Here is a 13,216-nt window from a genome sequence, read left to right as displayed (position 1 = left end):
CGGCGAACAATGGAGACGACGTAAAGAAATCATGAATCGCGAGCGCTTTGAACGCTTCGCAAGTAACGAAACTGCCCTACTCTTTATCGAAACGGATCGCCGGCATTCACGGAGGCGCCTCGTGTCAAAAAAACCAAACAACCGTTCACGACCCACGGCGGCCATGACTGCCCGCCAACGCTGGACGGTACTGGTGGCGAGCACAGGTGGCGCACTCGAAGTCTTCGATTTCGTGATCTATGGTTTCTTCGCCCCCAACATTGGCGCTGCATTTTTCTCCCTGCACGCGGGCACATCCGGCGAAATGCCGTCTTTCATGGTGCTTGCCATCGGCTATCTGTCGCGACCTATCGGCGGCATCTTGTTTGGCCGCCTGGGCGATCTGTATGGCCGGCGCATTGCATTCCTGTCGTCCGCGATGATTGCGTCCGTGGCGACCTTCTTCATTGGAGCGCTTCCTACATATTCCGACTGGGGCATCGCCGCGCCCGTGCTTCTCGTGCTGCTGCGTGTGATTCAGGGATTGTGTCTTGGTGGAGAACTCCCCGGTGCCGTCGTCTATGCGGTGGAAACCGCCCGCGCCCGACCGGGGTTCCTGTGCGGCATCGTGTTCTTCGCCGTCAACCTCGCCCTGCTCCTCGCGACCTGCGTCAATCTCGTTGTGCAAAGATCGTTCACTCCAGTCCAGATGGACGAGTACGGCTGGCGGCTCGGCTTTCTCATCGGCGGCATGATCGGTCTTTTGAGCTTCGCGATACGCAGGCGTCTCGCCGAAACCGACGAGTACGCGCGCGCCGTCTGCGCGCGCCATCGTGCGCCCTTCAGCATGCTCTGCCGTCGACACTCCATGCGCCTGGTGACGGGCACCGGCGCGTGCCTTCTGGTCGGTGCGTCGAGCGGCATCTTGATCGGTTATCTGCCGTCCTATCTGCGCGGATTCCACTATGAGCAGGCCCAGATCATCGACGCGCAGATCAGATATCTCATCGTCGTCGCGGCGTGCATCCTCGTTACATCGCATCTCGGCGACCGCGTGTCCCGCCGTTTTATGTTCAGACTCGGCACAGTTTTCTCCGCACTCTTCGCGCCCATCTTTTTCATCGCGGTGACGAATCGTTTGTGCAGCCTGGCCGCGTTATATGTAATGGCCGGGGTTGTTGCATCACTGGCGAACGGCACTTACGCTTGCGCAATCGCCGAGTCGTTTCCGCTCGACGTCCGGTTCAGCGGCGTCGCCACCGCGATGAATCTCGGGCTCACTTTGGCGCTCGGGCTGACACCCCTCGCCGCGCATTTCCTGGATGCACGACTGCGCGCTTCACCCGCGCTCGTTCTGGTGGCGTGCGCGCTGCTGTCTTTCGCCGCATCGTTCGGGATAGCGCGCAACGCCCGGCCGGCCAGCGCAACGGATGTGAACATACGATCGCCTCTGAGAGAGCGCCCATGAACACGCCTGGCCCTGCGAATATGGAAGACGTCGAGCTGGACACGAGCCGCTACGAGTTGCGACGCCGCGGCGAACCGGTCAAGCTCGAACGTCTGCCCATGGAGCTGCTGATCTTGATGGCATCGCGCAATGGGCAACTCGTCACCCGCGCGGACATCGTGCGGGCGCTGTGGGGCGCGAATGCATACCGGGAGACCGACACCAGCATCAACACGGCCATCCGTAAGATCCGCGTCGCACTCGACGAAGACCCCGATGTCCCGCGCTATCTAATTACAGTCAAGGGCAAGGGGTACCGCCTGGAAGGCATTCGAACAGTGGCCGCGGAGCCGGCCTCTCAAGCCGCGCCTGGTACGCCCTCTGCACCGATCCGCGTTCTGGTTTTGCCGTTCGAGAACAATAGCGACGATATCGGCCTTGACAGCTTTTGCGTCGCGCTCGCTGACGAGACCTCCGCGAATGTCGGCATGCTCGATCCACAGCGGATCCTGGTGATCGCACGCACCACGGCTGCGCGTTATCAGCGAGCCAACAAGACCATCGCCCAAATCGCCCACGAGCTCGATGTCGACTATGTGCTGGAAGGTTCCCTAATGCGCGAAGGCGGACGGGTTCGCATTCTCGCGCAACTGATTCGCTCCTTCGATCAGGTGCAGCTCCTGAGCTGCGCGCACGAGCCAATGGCGAAAGGCGCGCTCGAAATTCAAAAGGAAGTGGGCGCGGCGCTCGCGCGAGAAGTCTCGCCCGCCCTCGCCGAGCGGCAGCAACACAGGTTGTCACGGCGGCTGCCGATCGATCCGGCCGCACACGACGCGTATCTGCGCGGGCGCTACTACTGGACGCGCCGCGTGCATTTCGATGCCGGCTTCGCCGCACATCACGCGCTGAATGACGAGGATTTCATCCGCGCCCACAGCTACTTCGAGACCGCCCTCGATCTCGACCCCACCTATGCACTGGGCTACGTGGGGTTGTCGAACATCTACGGCTCCACGGCGACGCATGGCTTCTACGCGCCGTCGCAGGGCTATCCGAGAGCGCGCGAAGCGGCACTGCGCGCATTGGAACTGGACCCAAGCCTTCCCGAGGCGCATCAGGCCCTCGCGGGCGTCCATTACTTCTACGACTGGGACTGGCGTCGCGCGGAAGAGGAGTTTCTCGCGGCGCTGCGCCTGAATCCGAGCCACGCCGAAACCAGCCGCCTCTATGCGCGACTGTTGCTCGTGCTCGGCCGGGAGGCGGAAGGACGAGCCCAATTTGAACTCGCAGAAAGAGTCGATCCCCTCGGATTTGAAGGTTCGCGCGTCTTCGGGCTCGTGCAGTCGGGCCAGTATGAGGAAGTGATTCGCGAATGTCTCAACGCGGGGCCCGGCCCGAGATCGCCGCTCATTTATCAATTGCTGGCGACCGCTTTTGAGGTCGAGGAGCATTTCGAGGAAGCGATAGACGCAACCATCGACGCGCTCACGCGCTGCAACGAATTTGCCCGTGCAGAGGCGATTCGGACAGTGTGGTGTTCGGGCGGCTATAAAAAAGTTCTCGAATGGTACCTGCAAGATCTGATGGCAAGACGACGACGGCGCTACACCTCGCCTTTCCTGCTCGCCGAGATCTACGCCCGACTCGACAGGCCGGACGAGATGTTCCACTGGCTTGAAGTCGCGCTCGCGGAACGCTCACCCCGGCTTTGCGAGCTTCGTACGAACGCGTGGTTCAGTCGCTTCCGCTCGATGGGGCGTTTCCGCAATGTCGAACGGCGCATCGGCCACTGACTTCCGCTGCGACCGTTCAGTGATGGCGAAACGTGTCGGACCGCATACGCATTTCACTGGACTGGGTCGAATCGCCAGGACTGGAATGACTTCGCATAGAGGACGAAAGCGAACCTGCGCTCGTGACGGACGTATCCGCGACGCCGCCGATATCCTTTGCAGACTGCGCTGATTGCGGCTGCTGGTCCGACGGTCTGTCTTGCGCCCAAACGTGGCACGAGACGACCATCGCTGCGACAACCGCTACAACCTGGGTCATTTTCATTTCGGTTTACTCCGGTTTCCGGATTTGGGCGCAGCTGTGAGAAACCAGCCGCGGACGTCGGCGTGCAGAAGAAGCCTGCGATTGACTGTGACTTCGCGCGCCTAGCCGTCAGGATGTGCCCAGCCGCGCACGGGGCCCATCGACGAAACCTGAAGAAACGCTTAAGCACGCCCGGCTGAACCTGCATCTATTGATGCGTTAACCACGTCTGCAGTCCGCCATAGGTGTTTAGCGGATCGTCCCTTTCGGAGCCGCTCGATGCTCGACCTTCTGAATGTCTCTTACCTATGGCAATCCGCCGCACGAATGACCGTGCAAGGCCCGCAGCGAACGACTGGAACTGGCCGGTTGCCGAAGATCGCGCTCGACGACCACCGTACAACGACGGCGGCCGCGGCCCGAACTTCGGCACCCGACCCGTTGCAGCCGCTGGACCGTAGCCATTTGAACGGCTGCTTCCGAGGCTTCAACGGTCGCCCGCGACAATGCCACTCGCACCGAACCGCGAAGCTGTCGCTAGACAGAACGCGAAGCTCTTCAAAAGGGCAGCGCCTACCTCGGTCGATGGCCCCTATCGCCGCCGACCGTAGAGAACGTCCTGAAGTCGTCACGGAGGACTTTAACCGGCGAAATTGTGCCTGTCATCACCTTCCGGGTTGCGATCGAAACGATCCTTTGGTGATTGACGTGCAACGCTTTGTTGTCCCCTTCTACTGAGCCGTCCGATCCAAAAATGTCGATCAAGCACTCGTGTGTGACTTGAATTCGAAACGTCTTGTTGACAATTCGCTGCTTGAAGAAGATATCTCCATCCAAGCGCAGCACAGGTAGTTGAGGTGGTGCAGTCATGAAGGAACGTCCTTTATAGCCATGCGAACTACTGAAGCACTTACCCGCGAGGTTCACTGGTTTGCGCCGCACCGCTGCTGCGACAAGTCAACGTCTATAGAGCCGAGCGCGCCGACGTGCGTAGGCTGAACCGCGGCTGTACGCGTCTTCTTCGGTAGGGAACATAACTGCGCTGTCGTGGCGAGCCTCGGTGATTTTGGGTCCTGTCAGGTCTATGTCGACAACGGTGAAGGCGAAGCCGCCCGCAACCAGCGGGTGTACCACGACGTGGTACTCATGATTTCCAACCTTAATCAAGCGCGACATGGCGAATTCCATCGGTAGCGAAACACAAGGAGGTAGTCATTGTGCGCACTTTCTGGGCCACGAAAAGACAGTTTAAGAAGCCCGCTGCTCTGTCGACGTCGAATGACTGGTAAATAGGCACATGTGAGCGAAAACGACTCGCGAGCACGTGCATGGCGGCTTTCCGGCCCGACTATGCCGATAATTAGACATTCGGACAGCGAAGCGGTGGGGGAGAAACCGTGACAAGGAGACATTTCGATTCTCAGCGACCGAGAATTGGCGAACTTCGAAGAGGTTATTCAGACTGGCGCTCGTCCGCTGATATCTCCTGGCGAGCGTCGCCTCCTGGCCCGACAAGCGCACGCTCGCCGGCCGGCTATCAAATCTCCGTCTGTTCAGCCATCTCGAGCGCATCGTCCACTTCGATCCCGAGGTATCGCACGGTGCTCTCAATTTTTGTGTGGCCCAAAAGCAATTGGACAGCGCGCAGATTCTTGGTGCGTCGATAGATCAACGACGCTTTCGTACGACGCATGGTGTGCGTACCATAAGCACTGTCATCGAGTCCGATCGACGCGATCCAACGATGAACGATGCGCGCATACTGGCGCGTCGATACATGTGCCGAAGCATGCAGCCGACTCGGAAACAAATAATCGGCAGGCTTCAATCCCCGCGTTGATATCCAGGCAGAGACGCTTTGACGAGTCTGCTCCGTGATCTCAAACTGCACTGGTCTATGCGTCTTTTGCTGCATGAAAGTCGCGCGAGCTAGGACATGACCTCCGACGAAGACGTCCTGCACTTGCAGTCGCGTCAGATCGCACGCTCGAAGCTTGCTGTCGATTGCCAAGTTGAACAGCGCCAACTCGCGAGTGTTGGACGACATCTGGAGCCTCGTCCGAATCGCCCAGATCTCACGGAGCTTCAATGGCGGCTTCTGACCGGTCAGCCTTCCCTTGTTCCAAGGCACCCAGTGTGCGTTGGAGGAATTAAGCGTTTCCATGATAACCTCCTCTTCAATGAAGGGAGATCGATTCTGCGCTTTCGGAAATGGTCAAGGTGCGTCCCAGATCGGCCGGTCAGCAGATTGCAGTCAGTGAGTCGGATTTCCGACCCGCAACGGGCACTCAGCCTTCTCCAAAGCGGCCGCTGGAAAGACGTCAATGCTTTGGACAGTCTCACGCGTCGCGCCACAACGCTCAGCTCCGCGCAACAGACCGTTCGCTTCAAACTGCACATTGCAGCGCGACGCATCTTATCCGTATATTACCGCGCCGGCTTAGTGTCGGAGGGGCGTGGCCCGGTCATTCCTGGTCGCAGTGCACCTTGAAGTGCGTTAGCACGGCGGCCCCGAATGCATTGCTGATTGCGACATCGGCGGCATCGCGCCCGTATGCCATCAAAACACGTCCAATACGCGGCGCGTTGTTTCGCGGATCGAACGTCTGCCAGCTACCGCCCACGTAAGCTTCAAACCATCCCGCAAAATCCATCGGCGCGGTAACGGGCGGCAAGCCGACATCGCTGATATAGCCCGTACAATAGCGCGCCGGGATATTCATTGCCCGGCATAGGGTGACGCCCAGGTGCGCGAAGTCGCGACAGACGCCTTTGCGTTCGCGGTACACGTCCCACGCAGTTTTGGTCGGCCGCGCATAGCCGGAATCAAATTCGATGTGTTCGTGCACGAAGTCGCAGACTGCCAGAGCAGTGTCGCGGCCCGGCGTGCACTGACCGAAAATTTGCCACGCGATCTCGACCAGTAGATCGGTCTCGCAATAGCGGCTGCCCAATAGAAAAGTCAGCGTATCGTCGGGCAACTGCTCAACCGGATGGGCCCACCCCTCGATGGGCCGCGTCTCCATAGAATCTGACACATTCAACAGCGCTGTGGTGCTCAATGCCACACGTCCGACAGGTGCCACGATTCGACTGCATAGGTTGCCGAACAAATCACGATATTGCCTTATCGGCACCGGCGGATCTGTGACGAGGAGATCGGCCACCACTACATCTTTGGCATGCGAAAAATGCGTATTCAGCATCAGCATCATCGGGGTAGGCTGCAGGCATTCGTACGACAGTTCGTATCCGACGCGAAGTTTCATGGATCCCGGATCCTCCGTGGTTCCCTCATTGCAGGTGCTGTTGATTCAGGTATTCGCAGATGCATTGCGGCAGAAGGCAACAAGCGATGCTTCCAACTGCTGGGCTCATGCTCTCGGCAAAAAATAGTTGCCTACTGTGCTGCCGAGCACAATCTTGGAAGGACGCTTTCTTGCCGGTTTAAAAAATCGGGGCTGACCGCGTTTGTTTGCGTACGCGGCTGATCGTCAATCCAACCGTACGCCGGAAGGCGACGTACGCCAACAATTACTGAGTGTAGTGGGTCGGGAAACAAACATGCAGTCAATCGACGGGACCGAGTAACACGTCGATTGCGGCTTGGCCGGCAATTTCGGCTACCAGATAGGCCCAACGCTCAGTAAAAGGACCGTTGCGCAACGGGATGCGGCCTCCCCGCGCACCGAGCACTTCGAGGTTCGTCGCGCCTCTTATCTGAAAGGTCACGTCAAAGGTGTTCTCGTCAGCAGCAGAAGTCAGTTCGATCTGAATCTCGAAGCCGCGGTATGGGATCGTTCGGTGCATGAAAGCCTCCCTTTTGTCTTCGGAGACTAACATGAGTCAGCATCGGACGGTCTAAGCAACCTTCGGATAGTCATGCATGCGCCACCACGCGTACACAAATATCTAGGTACCGAAATCTTCAGGACCGCAACTATTGATTTCGTGCATGCTTCTTGACCACCCGGACGGATCTCGCGCGCGCGAGCAGCGACGGGGCCGCACGCATCAACCGAAGCGTGTTGCAAGCCACTCTTGCGCCCACTTCGTGGCAAATTCGACGGCATCTGCGCGAAGGTCGAAGCCCCCGAGGTCACCGCTAATAAACACGTCGGTCAGGCTGCCGTCCGCGGCGTTACCGCTGATGCGTGCGTGCGCCATGTATTCTCCGTCTGCCCTTCGGGGCGTCGGGTCAATGCGAAAGCTCGTCGGACTCGTTTGCATGATGTTCAACTTTTCTATCGACCTGTTTGGAGGGCGGGCGCGCTTCGGTCGTTGCATCGTGCTGGGTCGCTGCTTCCCGCACGCGATGGTTCGTTTGCTCGCCGAAAAACGCGCGGCTCATTGAGCAAGTGTCGATCACTTCCTCTGCATACGCTGTGCAGGCGCGCCGTGCATCGCCCGCGCTCTGATACCCGTTTTGGGCGGGCAGCCTTAACACGGAACTGCGCGCCTGACCGTCTTCCGTTTCTGGCTCTTTGATACGCACGGCGGCATCGAATCCGTCCTCATAGTTGTGACCGTGACCGGACAAGGTCGATTGGCGTGGAAAGACGAGCGGATAGATTTCCAGCCCACGATATAAGCGGAAACTGACTGTCATGAGTGAGCCCTCGCGCCGTTCAGGCGCCAAAGTAAGACTGTGTGCAAAGCAGATTCGGTAGTACTGACGGATTGATCGGGTTGCACGCCCTCCAACACTACACCGACCGACCGGAGATGACTTGCTTCTCACGGCGGCCCGTGTGAGGACTTTCGCCAGCGCACAGCATCTCACCAATGCAAGCGCATTCTTCTTTGCCCGTGACGAGCGCCTCTTTCTCGTCACAAGCCGTCATGTGGTCAACGACGAATCTAGCAAGCACTTCCCCGATAGCCTCGACATCGAGCTTCACGTCGATCCACATAACCTACGTTGCATTGGCCAATCAATGAACGCTAACCTTGTCGAACTGTATGTAAGCCCGAATGGCGATCGCTGGCTGTTGGTTGCCGCAGCCAACGATCATCCCTTCGTTCGGCACGTTCCCAGCACCGCTTCGGGGGGGTGCTCATCAGATTTGTCCCTGTCGGCCTTTCTTTCCGCCAACGACGCAACGCCCCAGCAAGATGCGCTGCTCCGACTGCTCAGCCGACTTGCCTTCCCGATCGCAGGCGCCTGCTCGACTGTACCGGTAGACGTTCCCCGGATGCTTCATTACGGATGCGCGAACGCATCGAGGGGTAAGCGGCGCACCTGTGGTGATGAGCAAACCGTTAAAGGAAGGGTCGGCGATGGGTGAGAGCTTGCCATGGACGCTTCTTGGCGTTCACTCGTCCACCATTGACATCGGCAGTCGCGACTTCCAAGTCGACGAGACGCTCGGCCTAAACAATGCATGGTACGCCGACATTCTGATGACACTCACGGAACACCAAGGTAGTCGTTTCTCCCGGCGCCGGCAGCTACCTTCCGACAACAGTCCTTGAGCGGTTCGGCTCACCATGACGACGGACGCACAAACTCACTGCCTTTCCGAGGCGGCGCTGCATCTTAAAGCTGCAGGAGGGCCGAGATAGCGCGGTAAGAGGCTTGCGGAACGGGCACGATTTCGCCATGTGGGCATCCGCAGGCCAGGCCTTGCCTTCGTGGTCGTCGTCGCAACTGCCCAACGACTACGGAAGCTACCTCTGGGAATAGCCCTCTCGCCACAACGTGGCGCCGACGGCCACCAGAACTTGGGCGTCTCCTTCCTCTAGACGATCCCAGGCCGACGCCAGCCACTGCGCCAGTCCGTTGCATGCGTCATTCAACGTGACGTAGTCTCTTCCCTCAACGTTGAACTGCTCAAAGGTAGCAAGTACGTTTTCTTCTGTCGCCATGTCAATCCCCAGGGTGTGTTCCCACTCGACGAGCATAGCCGCGAGTTGCCTGAAATATATACACGACTGTCCGCGGCGCACTTCTCGCACGCCTTCTTACAGGCTTTGCTGCACGGGCCTATCACGGATGCAGTCCAGTGTGGTCATTGCCACGGGGCACGAGCGCGAGCGACGCATATGACGTCGATAGCGCCGACCCTCAACTGCCATCGTCGGTCGCACGCGCCGGCGAAACGTAGATCGATTTCGAAAAAAGCGTCTCACCGCCCATCGATCGGTCGAGTACACCGATCGCTCGGTTCAGCAGGCCGATCTCGGCGCCCATGGTACGCGCTTCACGCATATAGAAGTTCACAGCGTCGAGTCCGTCAATAATGCAGGCATCGCCTAGCGGCTGCCCCGGCCACCGAGCGAGAAGTACTGGATCGACCTCGGGTCCGCAGCTGACCCTACGCGACAAAGTGCACCCGGTGCCAATGTGGACCACTTCGCTCCGAGCACGATCTGCGTGGAACTGCGGAAGTGTCGAAAGAAACTCCAGTAGAGGATACATTTGCCCTCCGGGGCGTGTTCCTGCGATAGGTTGGGGATCATCCAGCGCGTTGCAACGGCGGATACACCGATCATGCAATCGCTAGGAGTACAGACGTTTTCCATGCGACGCTATTGCCCGCTTTGCAGGAGTCGCTCTGCTTTAATCCGTTGCGAGGGCCGAAAGGCAATCGTTGATGCGGTCGCAGACTGCCGCGGACCCGCTCACAGCACGCTTACTTGATCGCTAGCGATGACATGTGGCTCGCGCTGGCTCTTTTCAGGCGCTGAAACGGTTGCGTATATCGACTTATAGCAGACCGCGGCAGCGCTGCGCGTCACCTTGCCCGCCAAGAGCTATGATCCGACGATCCCATCACCGGTAGTCGACCCCCGATTTCGGGAAGAGAGGACTAGCAGGACGAGCTGACTAAATGGTCTGGCGCATCGGACAGGGAGGTTCCGTTTAAACGCGCCGATGCGATCACGGCCTGTCGCGCCCCGCCGTTGTCGATTGTACCGACCGAAGAAGGGCCGGTAGACCGGCCCTTGTATTGCGTTACAGCAGCGAGATATTCGCGGCTTGCATGCCTTTCGGGCCGCGCTTTGTCTCGTAGCTTACTTTCTGATTTTCTGCGAGCGTCTTGAAGCCGTCGCCTTTAACTTCTGAGAAGTGAGCAAAGAGATCGTCCCCGCCAGCATCAGGGGTGATGAAACCGAAGCCCTTGCTATCGTTGAACCACTTAACTGTACCGGTATCCATGATAATTCCTTGAAAAAAATAAGAGCCCGCGTGCCGAGCGACAAAAACTTCAAGGAAGAAGAGAGGACAGCGAGTACCGCGCCGACGACGCGAATAGTGGTGATCAGCAATCGAGCTTCTTGAATATTTCGTTGTTCACAGTATAGTGGCGGCGTGGCCTTGTCAATGCTTTTCTGGCCGATTCCCAACGGAAATGTGGCGGGGTAATTGCGCCCTAATGACGAAGCGGTTATCGATCGGCTCTTGACAGGCGGAAGCCGGCCGTGAGCCGTTGCAGCCCCCCAAGCCGTAACACCGACGCACGTATCGTCGCGGCAGTCGTCCTGCCGAACAGCATGATAGTTGTACCTCCAATCATAATGACCGTCATCGCTATCATTGATTCACCTTTGAGTAGTTGCCGCGCTGGCGTCGCACTCCCACACGCTGAGAGCCGTGGCACCAACAGGCCTCTCAGAAACGCCAAGTCAAAACATGATGCGAGGCACCTCCCAATGCCGTCCGCAGCTTTGGTCTCGCTTGTTTCCGTGGCATTCCACAAAGCCAAGCCGATGGGCTGGCATTGGGACAATGAGCGCTAGGACTGCGACTGCGACACGCAATTCCACGTCGTCGTGTCCCACACGAACATTTTGATGGCGCCTTAATGCTTTTCGCCGCCGCTCGCTGGAACAGAACACGCTCGATGCCGCGGTAGTGAGAAACGTCGCAGGCCCCATAGGCTGGTTACCACCTAGGCGCTCGGCGGTAGTGCACTTGTTTTTTCGCTCCGCTCACGACAACCTTTGACACCGGCGACGGATCGAAGCGTCCGCACCGTTTCGCGCGCTTTTTGCTTCGAGCGATACGCGCCCATTTCTTCGATCAAGTGCGTAAAGCCCCGAAGCCCACGGAGCACGGCACCTTTTTTATTTTCGTTCATCGAACTTCCTTGAGCATGCGCAGAGCTCATTATGCGCCCCCTGTTCGAGGGCGCGTGATTTTTGCTGCAATGTCCGAGACGGCGCCTGTCACGGCGGGTCAGAAGGCTCCACGCGCATCCGCGCCCTGACGTCGTGCCGGTCGAGCATGAATGACACTAGACACGGATGCCCTCGACACCGCACGCGCAGGAATTCGGCGTCCTGGAGACAACGTCCCGGAGAGGTGTTGCTCGCGCTAAATCTTGCCCCACATGTTCCCTTCTCGTATTGCGCAGCCTAGGCGCGCGTATGAATGCAGCTGTTCTGACGGGTCCGTCCCTAGCTAAGCTCACCAATGAAGCGGAGTAACCAACGAACCTAAACGGTGCACTAGACCAACCAGTTTCAAATCGTTGCGCCGTAAGACTGCACCAGCCCGGTCGGGCCCAATGGGCAGTGTTTCCCCAATTGACGGTGAAGCACGCCAGCGCACGACGGATCGATACGTTGGCTATATTAAATTTTGGATCGACCTTGCGTTTTATCATCGGGGCGCAACTAGGATCGCCGTTGACGCGGAATCGGATCTGCCACGTTCGGAACACGCTTTAAGTCGCTTCGGAGAGCATCACTTATGTTCGCCGTCTTGATCGCAGATGCCCGAGAGCCATATGGATGAAGATGGAAGCTATATTGCGGCTGGCAAAGAGACGCTGGAGCGCTGGCGGCTGGCGCTGGCGCTGGCGGCTGGCGGCTGGCGGCTGGCGGCTGGCGGCTGGCGGCTGGCGCGACAGCATGAACGAAATGATCACGATCGTGTTGGCGTATCGACGCGGGCTAACCGATTCTCTCGTCGGAGAGCGCTTCTCGAACCACGCTGATCTACCGTCCTGCATTCCCGCGTCGCCTCTATCGTTGAGTGCTGTGATTTGGCAAGTCCGAGAGAGAACCAGTCATTCGAACGGCGTCGGTGAGGCGAGACTGACCGACAGGAATTGGCCGCGTGCCGCCCGATGCGGTCGGCGCTAGCCGACCCTTCTCTGTCGTTAGAGCTCCCGCAGTCCACATGACCGCTTCAGAAGTGGAACAGCCGTTCACACTGTAAAGCTTGATTCGCCCTCAAAGGGTCTGCCGCAGCTGGGACGCCCGGCGGCGACAGTAGTGATGCGTGCCGCGTGATCTGCGGTGGGAGGCCTTCCGGAGGACTTCGGGAACGTCCCACGGCACGCGACTATTCGCTTGCTCACGGATAACGGTTCGATTACGCAGATGAGAAAAGATGTGTCCCCGGAACTGAGCCATCTCCTTAATCGCGGCACGATAGCCGAGTACTGGAACAAATTCAGGCACGCGATTCCTGGATGAACGATCGCCTGGAAGCTACTGCCATGAAGTAGCGACGACGCCCCCGTGTCCCTAGACGGAGCACGGAGCACGTCGAGCGACTCCCGAGCGCGGGACACGATTTGCTGTTCCCGTCCCATGGCGGCAACGATCGCGGCAGGCATGTCGATGTGAAAAGACTCGTACCGCCCGGAATCGGCTATGAAGGCTGCCTGGCTTCGAGCAGTGAGACTGCATGTCGACAGAGTCTGACGGGCGCCTCCGCGAAGACTAACCCGCCAATAAGGCAGCGCATCGCGACAGAAAACACATTTTCCTTGACAAGTTGGAACGATCATTCCAGTA

Annotated in this window: 12 protein-coding genes; 4 read left to right on the top strand and 8 right to left on the bottom strand. The window is 58.7% G+C overall.

The genetic code is table 11. From position 1 onward, the window contains the following. Nucleotides 1-121 precede the first annotated feature (121 nt). Both NCR34_RS26390 and NCR34_RS26385 read left to right on the top strand, forming a co-directional pair. Nucleotides 122-1,447, top strand: a complete 1,326-nt coding sequence (locus NCR34_RS26390; RefSeq protein WP_248324098.1) for an MFS transporter — start codon at nt 122-124, stop codon at nt 1,445-1,447. Further along, nucleotides 1,444-3,219, top strand: a complete 1,776-nt coding sequence (locus NCR34_RS26385; protein WP_248324097.1) for a winged helix-turn-helix domain-containing protein — start codon at nt 1,444-1,446, stop codon at nt 3,217-3,219. Before NCR34_RS26390 ends, NCR34_RS26385 begins: the two co-directional genes overlap by 4 nt. Before the next feature lie 1,781 nt (nt 3,220-5,000). Here NCR34_RS26385 and NCR34_RS26380 read toward each other — a convergent pair. The 5 genes from NCR34_RS26380 to NCR34_RS26360 all read right to left on the bottom strand — a co-directional run bounded on the left by NCR34_RS26380 (nt 5,001) and on the right by NCR34_RS26360 (nt 8,072). Next, entirely contained in the window at nt 5,001-5,627 is a 627-nt protein-coding gene (locus NCR34_RS26380; protein WP_248324096.1) for a tyrosine-type recombinase/integrase, read from the bottom strand. Between the two features lie 301 nt (nt 5,628-5,928). Next, complete coding sequence (locus NCR34_RS26375; protein WP_250501281.1) at nt 5,929-6,732, bottom strand: transglutaminase-like domain-containing protein; 804 nt, start codon at nt 6,730-6,732, stop codon at nt 5,929-5,931. A gap of 301 nt (nt 6,733-7,033) precedes the next feature. Continuing rightward, entirely contained in the window at nt 7,034-7,273 is a 240-nt protein-coding gene (locus tag NCR34_RS26370) for a hypothetical protein (RefSeq protein WP_248324094.1), read from the bottom strand. 204 nt (nt 7,274-7,477) lie between these two features. After that, nucleotides 7,478-7,693, bottom strand: a complete 216-nt coding sequence (locus NCR34_RS26365) for a hypothetical protein (RefSeq protein ID WP_244818733.1) — start codon at nt 7,691-7,693, stop codon at nt 7,478-7,480. After that, the gene (locus tag NCR34_RS26360) at nt 7,662-8,072 is read right to left on the bottom strand and encodes a hypothetical protein (RefSeq protein WP_248324093.1); all 411 of its coding nucleotides are present in this window, start codon (nt 8,070-8,072) and stop codon (nt 7,662-7,664) included. Before NCR34_RS26360 ends, NCR34_RS26365 begins: the two co-directional genes overlap by 32 nt. Before the next feature lie 121 nt (nt 8,073-8,193). Between NCR34_RS26360 and NCR34_RS28385 the strand changes: the two genes are divergently transcribed. Beyond that, a complete protein-coding gene (locus NCR34_RS28385; RefSeq protein WP_371747485.1) occupies nt 8,194-8,751 on the top strand; it encodes a hypothetical protein in 558 nt (185 codons plus the stop codon). 779 nt (nt 8,752-9,530) lie between these two features. Here NCR34_RS28385 and NCR34_RS26345 read toward each other — a convergent pair. From NCR34_RS26345 to NCR34_RS26335, 3 genes are all read right to left on the bottom strand, one after another. Next, nucleotides 9,531-9,686 carry a hypothetical protein gene (locus NCR34_RS26345; RefSeq protein WP_248324092.1) on the bottom strand — a complete coding sequence of 52 codons (156 nt, stop codon included), beginning with the start codon at nt 9,684-9,686 and terminating at the stop codon, nt 9,531-9,533. 735 nt (nt 9,687-10,421) lie between these two features. After that, nucleotides 10,422-10,625, bottom strand: a complete 204-nt coding sequence (locus tag NCR34_RS26340) for a cold-shock protein (protein WP_248324091.1) — start codon at nt 10,623-10,625, stop codon at nt 10,422-10,424. A gap of 733 nt (nt 10,626-11,358) precedes the next feature. Beyond that, entirely contained in the window at nt 11,359-11,547 is a 189-nt protein-coding gene (locus NCR34_RS26335; RefSeq protein ID WP_248324090.1) for a hypothetical protein, read from the bottom strand. A gap of 651 nt (nt 11,548-12,198) precedes the next feature. Between NCR34_RS26335 and NCR34_RS26330 the strand changes: the two genes are divergently transcribed. Beyond that, a complete protein-coding gene (locus NCR34_RS26330; protein ID WP_250501280.1) occupies nt 12,199-12,408 on the top strand; it encodes a hypothetical protein in 210 nt (69 codons plus the stop codon). Nucleotides 12,409-13,216: the final 808 nt, after the last annotated feature.

The sequence above is a fragment of the Caballeronia sp. GAWG1-5s-s genome (assembly GCF_023631445.1).
In the GTDB taxonomy this organism is placed as follows: Bacteria; Pseudomonadota; Gammaproteobacteria; order Burkholderiales; family Burkholderiaceae; genus Caballeronia.
The sequence above is the reverse complement of the archived record's forward strand: the minus strand, read 5'-3'. Positions and strand labels throughout refer to the sequence as shown.

What these genes read in the sequence shown, in the direction of transcription:
- NCR34_RS26385 (WP_248324097.1), top strand. Translation starts at nt 1,444, where the DNA reads ATGAACACGCCTGGCCCTGCGAATATGGAAGACGTCGAGCTGGACACG.
- NCR34_RS26380 (WP_248324096.1), bottom strand. Translation starts at nt 5,627, where the DNA reads ATGGAAACGCTTAATTCCTCCAACGCACACTGGGTGCCTTGGAACAAG.
- NCR34_RS26375 (WP_250501281.1), bottom strand. Translation starts at nt 6,732, where the DNA reads ATGAAACTTCGCGTCGGATACGAACTGTCGTACGAATGCCTGCAGCCT.
- NCR34_RS26370 (WP_248324094.1), bottom strand. Translation starts at nt 7,273, where the DNA reads ATGCACCGAACGATCCCATACCGCGGCTTCGAGATTCAGATCGAACTG.
- NCR34_RS26365 (WP_244818733.1), bottom strand. Translation starts at nt 7,693, where the DNA reads ATGCAAACGAGTCCGACGAGCTTTCGCATTGACCCGACGCCCCGAAGG.
- NCR34_RS26360 (WP_248324093.1), bottom strand. Translation starts at nt 8,072, where the DNA reads ATGACAGTCAGTTTCCGCTTATATCGTGGGCTGGAAATCTATCCGCTC.
- NCR34_RS26340 (WP_248324091.1), bottom strand. Translation starts at nt 10,625, where the DNA reads ATGGATACCGGTACAGTTAAGTGGTTCAACGATAGCAAGGGCTTCGGT.
- NCR34_RS26335 (WP_248324090.1), bottom strand. Translation starts at nt 11,547, where the DNA reads ATGAACGAAAATAAAAAAGGTGCCGTGCTCCGTGGGCTTCGGGGCTTT.
- NCR34_RS26330 (WP_250501280.1), top strand. Translation starts at nt 12,199, where the DNA reads ATGGATGAAGATGGAAGCTATATTGCGGCTGGCAAAGAGACGCTGGAG.